Genomic DNA, 15,831 nt, shown 5'->3' on the forward strand with positions numbered 1-15,831 from the left:
TGCTGATTCATGGGAGGAACGGGCTGGGGTGACGCGCGGTGCGAGGTTCAGTCGGTGCGTGTGGTGACGGCGTCGAGTTCGGCCTGCAGCAGGTCCTTGACCTTGTCCAGGCGGGCGCGTGACATGCCGAATCCGTTGTCCCGGATCGCCTTCTCGACGTTGCGGCGGGAAACGCTGTTGCCTCGTCCGAGGGGAGCCGTGCGGCCGATGGCCACGGCCCGCTCCAGGGAAACGCTCGACTGCTTGCCTCCCGGCTTACCGGGTTGCTGCGGCACATCGGTGTCCATGTCCGTGTCCGTGGCGTGTGGTGGCGCGAGCTCACCGATGGTGTGTTCCGCGCCGGTTCCGTGGCGGTCGCCGCTGTTGTGGCGGTCGGTGGCTGTGGGGCGTCGGGCGACGAGGAGGTAGAAGTGGACGGCTCCGGCCAGGGCGAGCGGGGCGATGGCGGAGATGACTCCGACGGTGATGTCGTCGAGGGCGAGGCTGGTGTGGCGGGTCTGCTGGTTGAGGCGGACGGCATGCAGGACGTTGGCCCAGATGCTAGTGGCGGTGGCGACGCCGACCAGGGCGGAGACGTAGAGGCGGGCGGACAGGGGTGCGGTCCGCAGGATGAGCAAGGCGCCGATCCCGATGGCGATGAACCCGTCAATGACGAGCGGGAAGGCATAGGTGAGCGCCCGGTGGATGTGGCTGGCGGCGGCCATCTGACGCAGCGCGTCGTAGGACAGTGCGAAGGCGGCCACGGCCAGCAGTGACACGCCCGTGCGGATCGCGGTGGCCAGTGGCAGCGGGGCAGACGGTGCCGTGGTGATGGCGGGGGAGGGCAAGGGAAATGCTCCAGAGTGCGGGTGCGGCTGAGGTGGCCCTGAGGGCGGGGGACCCGTCACGACTCGTCGCGTGCCTGGTCAGGGCCGGTACGAGTGCGGCGGTAGTGACGAGTCGACTCGTCACCGGACCGCGACTCGTCACCGCGCTGACCTGCGCGGGGACGGGTCGTGACGGGTCGTGCCGGGTCAGGCCCCGGTCGCCGTTTCGGGGGTGGGCTCGGGGCAGTAGCGGGCCCAGGAGTCGGCGAACTGCAGGCGGGTGAAGCCACGGGCCTGGACGTTGCCGTGGAAGCGGCGGGTGACCGAGCTGATGTCGTACTCCTTGAGCAGGAGTTGCAGGCCCCGAGGGGTCAGTCCGTGGGTGGTGTACTCCGCCCAGGGCATCTCGTCGTCCTGGTTGAGGATGTCGAGGAGTCGGCTGGTGCGAAGTGCCGGCGGGTTGCCTTCGGTGGTGAAGGCGCGGCGGATGTCGGCCAGGAGGCGGATGCCCAGGCTGCTGCGGTCCTGGTCGTGCTCGGCTTCGTGCTTGGCCATGATCTGGCAGGCGGTGCGAGCGAGGTCCGGCCATGCTCCGCCGGCGAGATCGGCGACGCTCACCAGCGGCTGCCAGGTGTCGGCCGCCCGGTCTTCGACCGGCATGGCCGGTGTCAGCTCCATCGCCTCGGCGTGCAGGGGAGTCAGCCAGGCGACGAGCCGGTCACGTAGCGCGTGGAGGGGCGGGGTGTCACGGAAGGTGCGGAACTCCGCCACCCTCTCGCCCGGCCTGCGGCGCCGCATCCGGATGACGATCGACCGGTCCATGATCGTGTCCGGCAGGTCGCCGATGCCGGCGAGGGCCGCCATGGCGAACGTGGGGAACTTCGAGACCTCGTGGTTGGGTCCGGAAACCCGGAGGGTGGGGCGGTTGCGCTGGTGCCCTGCGTTGAGCAGGCCGCGCATCTCCTCGTTCTTCTCCGCGACCTTCGCGGAGCCGAAGAGCGTGTCGGCCTCGTCGACCAGCAGGGTGGGCGGCGTGGCGGTGATCGACCGGAACACTGCGGCGGCCGACGCGTTGACCGTGATCAGCGGATCGTGGACGCTCTCGGTGATCACGTCCAGCAGCCGAGACTTGCCGCACCGCTTCGCCGGCCCCACCACGGCCAGTCGCGGAGCGTGCTGCCACGCCGTCTGCAAGTGCGTAGCCGCAACCCACAGGGTCACGGCCGTGAACGCCTCCCCGCTCGGCAGTACGACGTAGCGGCGAATCTGCTCCCGCAGCTCCGCGAGCACCGCCTCGCCCTCGGACGGCGGAGCGGGTTCGGGCTCCTCTGCCGGCGGCGGTAGGGGCTCGGCGGGGCGGCCGGGTATGGCCACCGGCGGCCATAGGGTGGCGGTGTTCGGAAGGGATGGCGTGCTCTGGGCGGGATCGTCCATACTGGACATGTAGCTCCTCCGCTTGCGGGCCAATGGGACGGCAATCCCGGCCTCGCAGGTCAGTCGTTCAGGGATGGGCGGCATGAGGTTTGCGCTCTGAGCCCCTCGGTGTTGGGTCACCGGGGGGCTTTTTGTATGTCGAGGGCTGGTTGAAGGCATGCCTCAGCGGATCGGTGCGGTCTGCTGGGGTGCTTTACAGTACCACGAACTATGCGGATCGCATAGTGCTATGCGATCCGCAGAACAGATGCTAATCTTGTTCCATGCCGCATAACCGGCGGTAGACGCAGCGAACGGGAGGAGGGGGCGATGCCGGATGACGAGGGAAACCCTGAGGGCGTGCTCCTCAGCGGCGAGGAGAACGCCGCTGTGCGGGTCAAACTGGAGCGCGAGAAACGCGGCTGGAGCACCACCACGCTGTCCGACCGCATGAACGACGTCGGCTTCGACATGAACCCGTCTGCGGTCTGGCGCATCGAGAACCGCAAGCGCCGGATCAACCTCGATGAGGCCATCGGCTTCGCCGAGATCTTCGGCGTCCCGCTCAGCAACTTCGTCGGGCCGCCCAGCCTGGCGACCATGGGCCGGGCCATGGAGCTGATCGACAACGTCGTTGCCGCCTACAGAGCCTCCAACCGTGCCAACCACGAGGCACGCAAGGCCCGCGACCAGCTCGACGCCTATCTCGCCGACCACCCGGACATCCGCGAAGAGGCTGACGTGATGGTCTCCAACGCCATCGCCACCGAACTGATGAAGAGCAACGAAGAGTACGGGCCCGCCTCGGACTCATAGCGGCCCACACCACCTGGCACAGCGGGAACGCAAACCCCCGCTGTGGCCGTCCTGCCCATCCCATCCCTGAACGACATGAGGCCAGGCCCGGGGTTGCCGCCCCATCCGCCGGCCGGAACCGGAGCACTCACTTGCGCCCTTCGGCGATACCGCACGCCCCCGTTAAGCACCCGCGACCGCAGGGGGAGGTGACCACTACCGACACCCTCCTCACCGTGGAACAGGCTGCCGAACGCCTCGGCACCGGCGTGCGCTTCATCCGGCGACTCATCCAGGAGCGCCGCATCCGCTACGTCAAGCTCGGCAAGCCCGTACGAATCCCTGAGAGCGCCATCGCCGCGTACATCGAGGAGCGCACCGTTCCGACTCTCGGCGACGCGCGTTCCCGCTTCGGGAAGGCCGCCTGATGGCCGCCCGCAAGCCGCAGCGGCGGCGTGAATTCGGCACCGTTCGTCAGCTCCCGTCAGGCCGGTGGCAGACGCGCTACTGGGCTCCGGACGGCAGCCGTCGCACCGCCCCGGAGACCTTCGAGACGCGTACCGAGGCCCAGACCTGGCTCACGCTCACCCAGGCCGACATCGAGCGCAAGCACTGGGTTGATCCCGATGCTGGTTCCATCAACTTCGAGACGTATGCCATGAAGTGGGTCGAGGAGCGCGGGCTCTCCGCCACCACGGAGGAGCTGTACCGAAGGCTCCTGCGCCTGCACCTGCTGCCCGCATTCGCCTCGGTGAACCTGGATGACATCACGCCGCCTGGCGTGCGGACCTGGCGCGTCGAGCGGCTGGAGGCTACCGGTGCGACGACCGTCGCCAAGTCCTACCGCCTTCTCAAGGCCGTCATGGAGACGGCGGCCGACGACGAGCTGATCCGCCGCAACCCCTGCCGGATCAGGGGCGCCGGCAGCGAGAAGGCCAAGGAACGCCCGACTGCCACCGTCGAACAGGTCGACGCGCTCGCCGACGCCATGGGACCGAGGTGGCGGCTGATGGTCTACTTCGGCGCCTACGGGCCCATGCGCCCGGAAGAACAGGCCGCCCTCCGGCGCCCCGACGTCACTCTCGAACCTCTCGCGGTCAAGGTCCGTGACGCCGCGCCCGAGCTGACCAGCGGCCGTCGCGTCGAGGGCGACACCAAGTCGGCCGCCGGAAGGCGAACCGTCTTCCTCCCGGCCTTTATACACATCGAGGTGAAGCGTCACCTCGACTGGTACGCCGAGAAGGAACCCGACGGGCTCCTGTTCGTCGGGGAGAGGGGCGCCCCCTTCCGCCGGTCTACCTTCGGCCGCAAGTGGCGCAGGGCTCGGACCAAGGTCGGCCTGCCGGAGGGTTTCCGCTTCTACGACCTCCGGCACACCGGCCACACCCTGTCCACCCAGTCGGGCGCCACGCTCAAGGACACGATGGTCCGCGCCGGCCAGTCTTCGGAGAAGGCCGCCCTGATCTATCAGCACTCCGATGGTGAGCGGCAACGGGAGGTCGCCAGGGGTATCGATGCTCGCGTCCAGGCCGCCCGCCAGTGTCCGGCGCGCGAAGCCTGAATTGGCCGCAGGGGCGTGTGGCACCACACCGCGCGCCCTTGCGGCCCGGGCGATAGATCTTGGCGGCGTGGAAGATTCGTCGAAAGTGCAAGATTCGCGTGATCGACTAAAGTTCCTGCGGTAGCATCCTCGGAGTAACGCAAGCTGTCGTGGATCGGAGTGATGCGTGGACGCGAACGTCGACGGGCCTATGCCGTCTTGGGCCAGTGGTCGATTTGGGGAAGATGTCGCCGGCCTTCGACTCGCGATTCAGATGGGGCTCCTCGACACGGAGTCGGCGATGCTCGAGTCGCATCTGGCTGGTCGGTCCAAGCACAAGTTCGCTGCTGGGGCGGCGCGCATGACCAATCAGTACGACCGGATTGCTGAGCACGTGCTTGACCTTGGCATCCCCGGGACCGAACTCATCAAGCCTGGCACGTTCTACGAGCTTGTGTTGGTGCACAACACCATCCTCTGCCCCTACCGCGTGGACTCGGTCGACGGCTTTGAGCCGGGCGACAAGTGGCCGAAGAAGCTGTCTCTCGTGATGCGGGAGCTGTTCGCCCTTACCGATGCGCCAGCACCCCGATGGATCGCGGATCCTCTGGTTGAAGTGGAAGGCCCGGAGCTGCTTCTTCGGCGCTCACTGGCTGATCTTGCGCAGAGGGACCCCCGCCCCGGCCTGGTCCTCATCCCGTACGAGATGAACATGAGTGGTCTGCAGCGCGCCTGGTGGGGCCAGGCGAATCTCTTGGACGATGCTGGGAACCTGCAGTGGGTGACCGAGAAGTCTCTGCTCACGACCGGTGCCGAGAGCCGTATCTACGCTGTACCGAACCAGCGCGCAGGGGATAACTTTGCCTCTGGTGATCTTCCTGAGGTTGCGCTTTCCACACGCAGCGAGGCGGCCCGTGCCACGGGAACTCCGCCGCAGAGTGAGACCGAGTACGAAGCGTTTGTGAACGCTGCTGAGGACAATGAACATTGAGCAACCACTACTGCCGGGGACGAGCCTGGGCGGTACTTCGCCGAGGGCAGTCTGGGACGGTTTCCACGCACCTAGGCTGACTCAGGCACGTCGCCTTGCCGGCCTCACCAAGCGCGAGGTCGCGGACGGTATAGGTGTGTCGGCAGCTGCTGTTGGCCAGTACGAGGCGGGTACCAACCGTCCTCGCCCTGAGCTCATTCCTCGGTTGGCCGACGTGCTGGACGTGCCCATTCAGTTCTTCGTCGCAGGCCGCCCGATGGGTAAAGTCGATAGCTCCATGGCTCACTTTCGGGCCCTGCGTTCCACATCCGGGGCGCAGCGAGAGCGGGCCCTCGGCTTCGTCGAACAGGTTTGGGAACTCACTCACGCGCTGGAGAAGCGCGTGCAGCTTCCTCTCGTGAACCTTCCCGGCTTCACAGGAGGCGAGGTATGCCCCGGCGCCGAGCTACCTGACGACCCCGTGGGCGCTGCCCGAGCGCTCCGGCATCACTGGGGGCTGGGTGACGGCCCTGTGCGCCACCTAGCTCGCCGGATGGAAGCGAATGGCCTCATCGTCGTCGCGCCGGCGGAAGCCGAGGAGGCTGCGGCTAAAGTCGATGCTTTCTCCAGCTCCGGGCTGTTGAGACCCGTTGTAGTTCTCACGCCAAATCGCGCTGACGATGTCTACCGATACCGCTTCAGCGCGGCCCACGAACTCGGGCACCTGGTTCTCCACGCGGGTGCTACTGGCGACAGCCGTTTGGAGCGCGAAGCAGATGCGTTCGCTGCCGAGTTCCTCACCCCTCGGGAATCGATCCATCCGCTGCTACCGCAGAGGGTGGACCTTGCGCGGTTGGCCGGCCTGTCGCAGACCTGGGGCGTCTCGGTGAACTCGCTCGTCTACCGGTACCGCGAACTTGGGCTCGTCTCTGATGCGACGATCAGTCGTGCGTACCAGCGGTTGCGAGGGCTCAGCGCGCAGCCCGGTTTCGCCCCGCAATCGGTACGTGGGTACCCCGGCGAACAGCCGGTAATGCTCAGTAAGGCATTCGAGCTGGCAGAGCAAGACACGGGACTGACGATACGTGCGCTTGCTGCGGAACTCGCGTGGAAGCCGGCGAGGGTACGTGAGCTGCTGGGGATGCCCGACAGCCGCCCTGTACTGAGACTTGTCTGACGAGTGGCTGGGGGAAGGGACTTGCATCGCTTCCCCCAGCGACTGCCAGTCCATTGCCGAGGGGCGAGGGTCACAAATCCATCAAGAGCCCGCATTCTCGACGTACGTGATGACGTAAGGGGTCCCATCGCTTGAGTGACGTAGAGACTGCCCTGGCCATCGCCACGCGCGTGCTGGTGCTGGGCGTCATTGGCGCGGTGCCGACCATCGCCTTCGCCGCCGCCGAGTCCAAGGTGGGCCGGTGGCGGCGGAGACAGGCCGACAGAGTCCGCACCCTCCGCAGACGGCTGACCGTCCGCTTGGCACGGCACACGCTCACCCGGGCCGACGAGGCGATTTCCCCGGTGCTCCCCGACCATGGACTGCACACCCGGCCGTTGATCGAGCAATCCATCACGCGCTGGTGGCACGAGGCCGTGATCGGCCTGCCCGCCGGCCTCATCTTCATGGCCTTCTTCGGCTACCTCGCCTCGTACGTGGTGGAGGTCTCCGAGGTCATCCGCCGACCGCTGCCCCCACCGAACGCGTACCCGCAGGAAGGGGAAGGGGCGTACAGCGGCCTCGATCCTCTCGCCAGCCTCTACGCCGGGACCAGGGACGCGGTCCTGTTCCTCGTAGACCAGGCGGAGGATCTGGTACACCGCCTACAGAAGCTGTGGGGCCAGCCGTGGGAGAAGCCCTGGGACACGGCCACCACGCTCGTGTTCCTGATGCTCGTATTCGTCGTGATCGACATGGCTCGCCGGATACTTCCCGCGATCCTCGCCGCCTTCGGGGTAGCCCACAGGAAGAATGAGTCGACCGGTGGCCTGCCGCCGTCGCTGCGCTCTGGCCTCGGTGTCGTGTTCGCCCCAGCCGTCGACAACCATAACGAGCAGCAGCACCGGCCGGTCGCAGTGATCCTCAGCTACGCCACTGGCGTCGCCCGAGCCCATCAGGAGATGGGTGAACGGTCCCCTCTGGACGCCCGGCGAGTCTCGGTGCGCGGCGTCGAACGTGTCATACGGCGGGCCTGGAAGGTCCGCCACGGCAAGCCCAAGCCGCCCCACCGTCGTGAACTCAAGACCCACGCCGCGAAGGTCGCGGGCGCGCTGCGCCGGGCCGAGGAACGCCAGTACACCGACGAAGACCCGGGCATGGCGTTGAAGGACCTCACCGAGATGCTGCTCACCATCGCTGAGCGATACGCGGAAGGCCGCACCGGACAGCTCCTGGACGACGTCGACGAGATCGAGCCGGTGACAGACCGGACCGCGCTCCGCGTGGCTGGCGCTGTCGCCGTGTTTCTCCTCATCCTGTTCGGCGCCCCCAAGCTCGGCCTGCCGGACTCCGTCACAGGATCACTCCAAGGGATCGCCGCTATCGCGGCCGTTGCCCTGTTCTTCAACCACCGGTACAACGCTACAGACCTGGTCGACATCTTCCGAGGCGCCGACCGTAAGTGAGAGGGGCGGCCCGCATGGCAGTTCCTCCGCAATTCGCCAGCTTGGCTGCTGGACCTGTCCCCCACCTGGTCCATCAACAACACGGCCGCGGCCTGGCTCAAATTGGCGCTGAGAGCCGTGCCCGAACCACCGAGGCTCGAGCGACTCCGCATCTGGACGGTCTGACAGCAGTAGCTCCGGGCGTCACGGCATCGATTCCCTGTGATCAGCGGAGACCACGGGCTAGCTAACGCAGGCCATACGCGTGGTTGTAAGGCGCTTCTGCGTCGGTGGCCCGGAGGAAGTGAGGCTGCTTCTTGGGCCTGCCGCCGCCCGTACGGCAAGCGACTCCAACCGGGGCACCGCAGTGGCGGCACTCCCAGCCAAGGGCCTCCTTCACCCCCTGCGCCTTGATCTCGTCGAGCACCGCCGTGCGCTGCTTCCACCAGGCTTCCCTCTCGGGCCCTGTTGCAGGCAGCTCCGAGTCTTGAAGCTGACGGAACGCTTGCTGGCGTTCGGAATCGGCGAGGGGGCCAGACAGCGGTTTGGTGACGACGGCGACCTGGGCGGCCTTCTCATCCGTCTCAAGTTCCGCCTCCAGGACGTCGACCCGCAGACGCAAGTGGTGCTCGAAGTCAGCCAGCGTCGCCTCAGGATGCATTGCGGAGAAGTTCAAGGTCTCCAGGTGGAAAGCGCGCAGGATGCCGACCGTGTGCTGCGCCTTATGGTTGGTGAACTCGCGCATCGCGGTACCGGTGGTCCTCTCGTTTGGTGGCCGGGTGGGTGAGGGCTCAGAGGTACCGGCCGAAGGCCGTCTCCAAGCGCTCGATGGCATCGTCGTGGGCGCTCAAATGCGGCTGCATAACCCACAGGTCCTCGCGAAAGGGCTCGAACCCCAAGGACTGCCAGGTGCGTTGGATTACCGCCTTCTCCCGCGCCTCCCGTGTCCTGTCGTCCCGTTCGTCGACAGGGATGTCGATCGGATACGGATGCGTCGCCACGAGCGCCGCCTGGCTGGTCACCCAGCGGAGCATGCGTCCGATCAACAGCCGGCCGACGCCGCCCAGGCCACGCCAGGCCGGCGCGATCCGTGCCCGATCGATGATGACGACGTGGGTGCCGTTAACCAGGCAGTCCTCCAGGTCGCCATGAAGGCCGAGATCGCCGGACTTGTCGAAGAGGGGGGCGAAGTGCTCGTAGTCGGCGTCGCGCGAGTCCAGCGACGCGTAGATGTGGCCGATGCGCCACAGGTCCAGCGTGAGCCCGGACATGGAGAGGATCGTCAACTCCTGGCGCTGGCCCTGAAACGCCTGGGCCAGCGACATGCCCTGGCCGAGAAGGCGGGCGTTGTCTGCCCGGGCCTCCTCGTCGTCCGGCTCCCACAGAGGCAGAACGGCACGGCAGCCCCATTCCAGTGTCGCGGGATCGTCGTGGGCGTCCGATGCGACAAGAGATGCGGCGGAATCGAAACGTAACTCCAGACGATTCAGGCACGTCAGAAGCTCCACCCCTGCGGGTGCGGCACCAGTCATGTGGTCAAACGCTAGCCACTGGTCCCGCTGCCTGTGGGGCGTTTCCTGATACCAGCGACGTCCCTCTGCCCAATGGGGAGAGCCTTGGCCTTTCCCGCAGCGATGAGCGCGCCGGGAGGCGGGCAAGTGGCCCGGATCACGGACCATGCGTCCCGCCGTCGGACCAGGGTGCCGCCCGAGGTGGTGCAGGGTGGTACGCCGCGTGCGCTCCGGGCTGGGTATTTCCGGGAGATAGGGCACGTGGAGGGCACGGCAGGTCGTGAGAGGTCTAGACAACGACGAACCCCCAGGGCGATGACCTGGGGGTTCGTGGAAGAGCGGGTGACGAGAATCGAACTCGCGCTCTGAGCTTGGGAATCCCCTGGCGCTCGGGCCACTACTTGGGCCCTGACCTGCGGAAACGAGTCCAACCAGCAAAGTGGGTGGCGTCTTTCCCTGCCTGCTGTTGACCGCTGTTTACTGCCCCTACTGGCACGTTGTGGCACGCCCTTCCTTCCTGCTCGGCTATGGCGCCCTGCGGTCGGCACCAGTGACGTACCGCCGCTGTCGGTGCCAGGTGGCATGCTCGCGGCCATGAGTCTGAACATCTCGTTACGGGCGCGGTGGGGACGGCGTGTACGGGGCTGGGGCGACGAGTCGGTAGCTGAACTTCGCGTTGACCTTGATCGGCTGGGATATGGATGGTGGCCCATCCCACCGCGAATGAAGGTTGCTCTCAGACATGCGTCCGCAGCGGATCTCCCGTGGTTCCTTTTCATGCTTGCTGCGGTCATGCTCGCGTACGTCGTGGTCGTGTACTTCGTGATTGTGCTGGGTCTCTACCGCGGGCGGGAGCCACATTGGCACTGGCTGGCAGCTTGGGCCATCTTGGTCACGCTGCTCATGAAGCTGTGTGTGAAGACGAGAGGCGCCGGTCTTCCGTTCGTCCGCAACCAGCTCACCTCGGCGTGCAGGGCAACGATTCGAGCCTGCGCGGAAGCGCATGGCGCCAGCCACGCTCAGCGGCCGGAGAAGCTCTTCGCTGTGGGGACCGCGCTGCGCCGTCTCGAAGGGAACGTGATGCGAGCGCATCGCCGTTCGGGAACAGTCGCCTTCCTGTCTCCCCGGCGGCGAGAGCTGAAGGCCCATGCTGGCCAGGTGGTGGCCAAGCTGCGCGAGGCGGAAGCTGCTCTGGATCACAGCCCCCAGGCCGAAGCGCTTAGCGAGATCGCCGGCTTGGTCGCGACGATCGCCGAACAGTATGTGGACGGATGCATTGGAGCGCTCCTCCCCAAGCCTTTGCTGGAGGGCAAGAAGCCGGTCCGCGACCGAGAGCTGCTACGGGTAGCCGCCGCAGTTGTGCTGATCGCTGGAGGCGTTGTCGGGTTGGCCTTCCTCGGCCTGCCGGACATGGCCATGGCTGCCGTAGGAACCGCCTGGTCCGTGTTGATACTCATGGCTTTGTTTGGCAGCAATTGGGCGAGCCACCTGCCCGTCCTCGAGCTCTTCAAGCCGGGCCCCTGATGGCCCAGGCGGGATGAACAGGGTTCCTGGTGTTGACCATCTCGATGACGCTGACTTCGCGATGGGCGCAGCGACGAATGTGTGGAAGCCGAAGACTGCGGTGGCGGGTCTCGCGTCGCGCGATGTCGACCGCAGACAAGGCCCTGGTCTCCGGCCAGGGCCTTCGTCGTGGAGCGGGTGAAAAGAACCGAACTCGCGCTCTGAACTTGGGAGTCTTGGTAATGCGGACCCGAACAGGACGGTGGGCCGGAGAGAGAGCAGGACGGACGCATTTGGGCATCCTGGCCAAGCCGCTGTCTTTGACCGCCGTTCACCGCGCACTGTGGCACAGTTCAGACACGGCTGCCTTCCGCTCACAGATCAGTGACGGCTAAAGCGCCTCGATTCTGCTGCACTGCAACTTCGTTGCTACTGACCATCCAGTCTGACCAGATCTCCGGTAGCTCGAATTTTGATTCGAGTAGGTAGGTGCGCAGAGAGGGGGATTTGGCTTTTAGTTGCGAGAGGAAATGCGCTCAGGAGGTTCTAGAGGGTATATCACTCATCATCTCGGCTATACGAGGTAACCCCAGCGTCGATTCTCTTCGAGGCGCGATCGAAAAAGCGATTAGGGACGGGTTCATCGCTTGAGACGATGGCTTCACGGCGTTCGAAGAGGTCGCGTGCAACCTTCTCCAGCTCTGGTTCGGTTTTGGACTGCGACACGGCGATTTCCAGACGCGCAGCGTGCCTCAAATTTGTGTATTTCCGGGCCGACTCCCTGTAGGAGCTGGCTTGCTTTCCCGATCCGATGAATGCGGCGGTAGCCGCAACAGCTCCAGAAACGGCAGATATGGGGCCGCCAATCTTTATTGAGTAAAGGGCGGTTATCATTCCGGCCAGTGCGGCAACGAGTGCTGGCAAGAAAACTATGATACGGCTCCAGAAGTCGGCAGATTTTGCTGCCTCAAAATAGGATTGAGCGCTATAGTTCGCATCAGTGCTCAACGTGGTGAGAAGGTCCAAGGAAGGCGATGGAGTTGGTGTCGTCATGACTGCCTTTCATATCACTGGAACTTTGGGAGACGTGTCGAGATAGGAAGCAGTTAGGCCGAGTGCATCTTTATGCTGGGCGATGGAAGTAAAGAGTCTTTTGGGATAGTAGCCCGATTCGTACATTCCGACCATCAAGGCACGTCTCATGGAGTCTTCTTGCTCGTTCTCGAAGCGGTGCTTCATTAGCATTCCGCTGGATAGGCTTCCCGATCGAGCAATGTAGCGCACCGCAAATTCACGGGGCAAGCTTCCTCTGTTTTTGTCCTCCAGAATTTGCCATGCGGCGTCAATTATTCGCGCATCCTTGATATCGTATTTCAAGGCCATTCGAAGAACCTGGAACTGCAAGTACGGGTACGGTGAGATCTCGCCGCTGCTCATCATGGAAGCTAGTTTGGTGGCAACCTCGCCATCTCTTCCGTCAATGAACTTTGCCATGTAAGCGAAAATTTCTTTGGACATGTGAGGGTGTCTAGTGGCATTATCTAGAACCCAAGGCAGTGCGTAGTCATCGTTAAGTCGCTTAAGCCTGTTAATGGCAAATCGAAGATCTCTGACGGAGATTCGGTCCCGTTCTAGTACGGAATCAAAATATTTTCGAACCAGATCAGATCTGCCGGGGTTGCCAACGACTATCCCATACTGGATAGCATCTTTCTCGGCATCGCTGAAGTAGTTGACCGCGCTTGATGTGTTCATTATTTCTGTCTTCTGAGTTGCCATGCTCAGACGTCGTGATCGCAGTACGTCATTTATCTGCAGGAGCGAATCTCTGAGCTCCCAAAAATCTGACCCGAATAGGTACATGTCATCTGAGTATCTTAGGGAGCGCACACCCCTTCGGCGCAACAATTCATCGACGGGGAGCAAGTACAGGTTGGCCAAAATGCCGGACGCGTCGGACCCCTGTGGAATTCCCCATGCGCTATGGAAAGATTGAAAGGAATCCAAATAGATTCGGAGCTTATTCACCCACTCGACCTGCCCGGTTGCTGCCTCTAGGTCCTCTGTGAGGGTCTCAAGGTGGATGCTTTCATAAAAGGATGTGACGTCTGTCTTTGCCGCATAGTGCGTTGGATTTTTGACCAGATGTCGAGAGGCTGCCTTCTGCATCCGCAACCACATTTTGATTGGATCACGGAATGAAAAGCTGAGTCGATTCCATCTGTAACTGTATACAGAAGAGAAGATTTCTTTGTCTACGGAGTGAGCCAACCCGAAAACGAGGGATTCGTAGAGAATTCTGTCACGAATTGAAAAACGCACTAGTGGGCGAACTGAGACCGGATCCTTAGGGAGGTTGATGATCTCGATGCTCTGAATGCGAGTTTTATCTTGTGCGAGGTCGTCCCTGATTGCGTTGTGCAGAGACGGCCAGAAGCGTGAGATATCGTCCAGGCCGATGACGTCCGGAAGTTCTTCCAGATAGCGGCCCTTGTAGTGGTTTCGCCATGTAGCGTCAAGTATGCGAGCTACGTTGAGCATTGTCCCCCCAAGCTCCACATATCGACTGATGTCGTGGAGGAATACTAACTGGGTGTCAGGTAGGGGCTGAGGCGGTGCTGTGGTGTGACGCGACGGCTTAGACAGCCCGTCGGTCAAACCGAGCTCCCATCCCATCCGCCTCCGGCCCACACGCCGTGGAGCGGGCGTGGTTCAGGGCGTCAAGGCGGAGCGCGTCCTGGAAGATCCTCTGCGACTGCCCGCCTCAAGGGAGAAGGTGTCGACCCCGCGATGCTCGGCATCGCCCGCGTGTACAACCCCCTGCCCTCGTCGATAGGCAAGGGCCGCACGGCACCCTGCTGCGGCTCGGCGGGCAGTCAAGGGACAACCTCTTAGCCCGTGATGCGGGCCGCCCCCTCGCGGAGCTCCTGTGCCTCCGGGACGCCGCCGTACCGCCGAAGGCGGACGCGCATGTCCTGAAGGGCGGCCTGGACCTTCACCGAGCGGATGCCGTCCGCACAGTCGAGGAAGTCGCTCCAAGTGGCCATGGCGCCGTCGATGTCGCCTTGGCGGAGGCGGACGCCGCCGAGGTCGGCGAGGACGATGGCGCGGGTGCGTCGGCGGTCGAGACCGTGGATGTCCAGGGCGAGGTGGAGGTGTTCTTCGGCGGCGTCGAGGTCACCGAGGCGGGAGAGGATCATGCCGGATTCGTGGGCCCAGCGGCCGGGAGAGTAGTGGGCGGCCCAGGAGTCGCCAGCTGCGGCGGTCGGCTTGCCGATGGCGGTTTCGGACAGGGCGAGGTGCTTGGTCGCCATGCGGCGGTCGTCGTCCTGGGCGGCGGCGTTGGCGAGGGTGGCCTCGTAGTAGGCGACGGCCCGCGGGTTGTCGAGGCGGTGACCGTACTCCACGCAGGCTTCGCCGAGCTGGACGGCTTCGGCGCGGTAGCCGAGGTCGACGCACTGCACGGCTAGGCCGCGGAGAGCCGTCGCTGACAGCTCCGGATCGCCGGCCTCGGCCGCCAGGCGGAAGGAGTGGGCGTAGTAGCGCTGGGCGAGGCCGCGTAGTTCGGGGGTGTCGCCTTCGTCCTGGGCCATCCAACCGGCGAGGTGGACGAGCTGGGAGGTGGCGGCGAACAGCTCGCGGCCGGTGGCTTCGGTGAAGTGGCCCTCCAGCCAGGGGGCGACGTCTTGGGTGAGGTAGCGGACGGCCAGGTGGCGGGCGTGCCCGCCACCGAGTTCGGAGGCGGAGTCGCCGAGGGCTTTGACCATATGCCGCACGGCGGCCACCTCGCCCTGGCCGACGCGGATGGCTCCGGGAAGAGCGGTCTTGGTTCGGCGGGTGATGCTGTCCATGTCGGGCAGGCCGAGTGCGGACAGCGCGTATCCGCTGGAGGCGAGGATGAACTCCCGGCGTTCCACGTCGCTCCTTCCCAGGTGCAGGACTGATGCAACGGTATCTGTGTGGGGTGCCGCAGGCGTGGGCTCCGGGAGGTTGATCGCCTCGGGATCCAGTGTCAGCACCTGTGCGATGTAGGGCCACCAGTGGCCGGGAGTTCGTTCGCCTTCTATCCACCGCCTGGCGTGCTGACGCTGCAGGCGGCGCGGGTCACCGCATTCCGCGAGGCCGAGGGCACGCGCCAACTCCGAGGGTCCCCAGCCGCGTTCTTGGCAGGCCCGCTTGATCAGTTCCGCGACGGCCGGGTTCTTCGGCACCCCGTCACCCCTCCCCACCTGGATTACGCGGGATTACGCAGGACTACATCCTGGGCCCTGTCCCGGTAGTGCGGCCCGTCGTTCACTGAACATCACTCCGCAGATCTCCGAATGGCTCGAATAGGCCCTGTTCAGGGCCTGTTGGCGCCTGCTCGGACACGTTGAGAGGAACCGACGGTGGCGATGCCCCCTGACAATGCACGGACCCGCACGATTCCGCTCTCGCCCCGGCCCAGTGCGGCACAAGGCTCCGCCCTCCGAGAGGCGGTCCGATGAGCCGTTCCCGCGTACCCGACCCGCTGGAGACTGCACTGAGCTGGGTGTGGGCGCTAGGCACGGCTGCAGGGCTCGCCATGGTCGGACTTCTGGCCCACACCGAGCATTCTTCCGCGCAGATCCCGTTGGCGCAGCCGCCGCTCAGCGGCGAGGACGTTCCGTTGGCCGGCGGCCCCGTGTAGGCGCTCCGGCCCGTCCTTGCCTT

Annotated in this window: 15 protein-coding genes; 8 read left to right on the plus strand and 7 right to left on the minus strand. The window is 64.9% G+C overall.

Annotated features, from left to right (window positions below):
- Positions 1-47: 47 nt before the first annotated feature.
- Together ACIRJR_RS03490 and ACIRJR_RS03495 are read right to left on the minus strand one after the other, a co-directional pair.
- Entirely contained in the window at positions 48-827 is a 780-nt protein-coding gene (locus ACIRJR_RS03490) for a DUF2637 domain-containing protein (protein ID WP_403773107.1), read from the minus strand.
- 186 nt (positions 828-1,013) lie between these two features.
- The gene (locus tag ACIRJR_RS03495; RefSeq protein WP_403773797.1) at positions 1,014-2,240 is read right to left on the minus strand and encodes a DUF3631 domain-containing protein; all 1,227 of its coding nucleotides are present in this window, start codon (positions 2,238-2,240) and stop codon (positions 1,014-1,016) included.
- Positions 2,241-2,549: 309 nt separating this feature from the next.
- Between ACIRJR_RS03495 and ACIRJR_RS03500 the strand changes: the two genes are divergently transcribed.
- From ACIRJR_RS03500 to ACIRJR_RS03525, 6 genes are all read left to right on the plus strand, one after another.
- Entirely contained in the window at positions 2,550-3,035 is a 486-nt protein-coding gene (locus tag ACIRJR_RS03500; RefSeq protein ID WP_093547741.1) for a helix-turn-helix transcriptional regulator, read from the plus strand.
- Positions 3,036-3,223: 188 nt separating this feature from the next.
- Positions 3,224-3,442, plus strand: coding sequence for a helix-turn-helix domain-containing protein (locus ACIRJR_RS03505; protein WP_014046958.1), 219 nt, complete (start codon positions 3,224-3,226; stop codon positions 3,440-3,442).
- Complete coding sequence (locus tag ACIRJR_RS03510) at positions 3,442-4,575, plus strand: tyrosine-type recombinase/integrase (protein WP_403773111.1); 1,134 nt, start codon at positions 3,442-3,444, stop codon at positions 4,573-4,575. The genes ACIRJR_RS03505 and ACIRJR_RS03510 overlap by 1 nt, the downstream gene beginning before the upstream one ends.
- A gap of 166 nt (positions 4,576-4,741) precedes the next feature.
- A complete protein-coding gene (locus ACIRJR_RS03515; RefSeq protein ID WP_362549997.1) occupies positions 4,742-5,545 on the plus strand; it encodes a hypothetical protein in 804 nt (267 codons plus the stop codon).
- A complete protein-coding gene (locus ACIRJR_RS03520; protein ID WP_352122714.1) occupies positions 5,535-6,701 on the plus strand; it encodes an XRE family transcriptional regulator in 1,167 nt (388 codons plus the stop codon). The genes ACIRJR_RS03515 and ACIRJR_RS03520 overlap by 11 nt, the downstream gene beginning before the upstream one ends.
- Positions 6,702-6,832: 131 nt before the next feature.
- Complete coding sequence (locus ACIRJR_RS03525; RefSeq protein WP_403773115.1) at positions 6,833-8,146, plus strand: hypothetical protein; 1,314 nt, start codon at positions 6,833-6,835, stop codon at positions 8,144-8,146.
- Between the two features lie 226 nt (positions 8,147-8,372).
- Here the strand turns inward: ACIRJR_RS03525 and ACIRJR_RS03530 are convergent, their stop codons facing one another.
- Positions 8,373-8,870, minus strand: coding sequence for a hypothetical protein (locus ACIRJR_RS03530; protein WP_362550006.1), 498 nt, complete (start codon positions 8,868-8,870; stop codon positions 8,373-8,375).
- Positions 8,871-8,916: 46 nt separating this feature from the next.
- Positions 8,917-9,657, minus strand: a complete 741-nt coding sequence (locus tag ACIRJR_RS03535; protein WP_352122711.1) for a hypothetical protein — start codon at positions 9,655-9,657, stop codon at positions 8,917-8,919.
- Between the two features lie 756 nt (positions 9,658-10,413).
- On the opposite strand from ACIRJR_RS03535, the gene ACIRJR_RS03540 reads away from it, so the two are divergent.
- Positions 10,414-11,160, plus strand: coding sequence for a hypothetical protein (locus ACIRJR_RS03540; RefSeq protein ID WP_403773118.1), 747 nt, complete (start codon positions 10,414-10,416; stop codon positions 11,158-11,160).
- Positions 11,161-11,697: 537 nt separating this feature from the next.
- On the opposite strand, the gene ACIRJR_RS03545 is transcribed toward ACIRJR_RS03540, so the two are convergent.
- The 3 genes from ACIRJR_RS03545 to ACIRJR_RS03555 all read right to left on the minus strand — a co-directional run bounded on the left by ACIRJR_RS03545 (position 11,698) and on the right by ACIRJR_RS03555 (position 15,056).
- Positions 11,698-12,192: a hypothetical protein gene (locus tag ACIRJR_RS03545; RefSeq protein WP_403773121.1), complete on the minus strand. Its 495-nt coding sequence runs from the start codon at positions 12,190-12,192 to the stop codon at positions 11,698-11,700.
- A 9-nt stretch (positions 12,193-12,201) separates the two neighbouring features.
- Positions 12,202-13,797, minus strand: a complete 1,596-nt coding sequence (locus tag ACIRJR_RS03550; protein ID WP_403773124.1) for a reverse transcriptase domain-containing protein — start codon at positions 13,795-13,797, stop codon at positions 12,202-12,204.
- A gap of 233 nt (positions 13,798-14,030) precedes the next feature.
- The gene (locus ACIRJR_RS03555; RefSeq protein ID WP_403773127.1) at positions 14,031-15,056 is read right to left on the minus strand and encodes a tetratricopeptide repeat protein; all 1,026 of its coding nucleotides are present in this window, start codon (positions 15,054-15,056) and stop codon (positions 14,031-14,033) included.
- 566 nt (positions 15,057-15,622) lie between these two features.
- Between ACIRJR_RS03555 and ACIRJR_RS03560 the strand changes: the two genes are divergently transcribed.
- The gene (locus ACIRJR_RS03560; RefSeq protein ID WP_403773130.1) at positions 15,623-15,808 is read left to right on the plus strand and encodes a hypothetical protein; all 186 of its coding nucleotides are present in this window, start codon (positions 15,623-15,625) and stop codon (positions 15,806-15,808) included.
- Positions 15,809-15,831 lie beyond the last annotated feature (23 nt).

Origin of the sequence: Streptomyces sp. NPDC102402 (assembly GCF_044765765.1) — a bacterium.
Classification (GTDB): Bacteria; Actinomycetota; Actinomycetes; order Streptomycetales; family Streptomycetaceae; genus Streptomyces.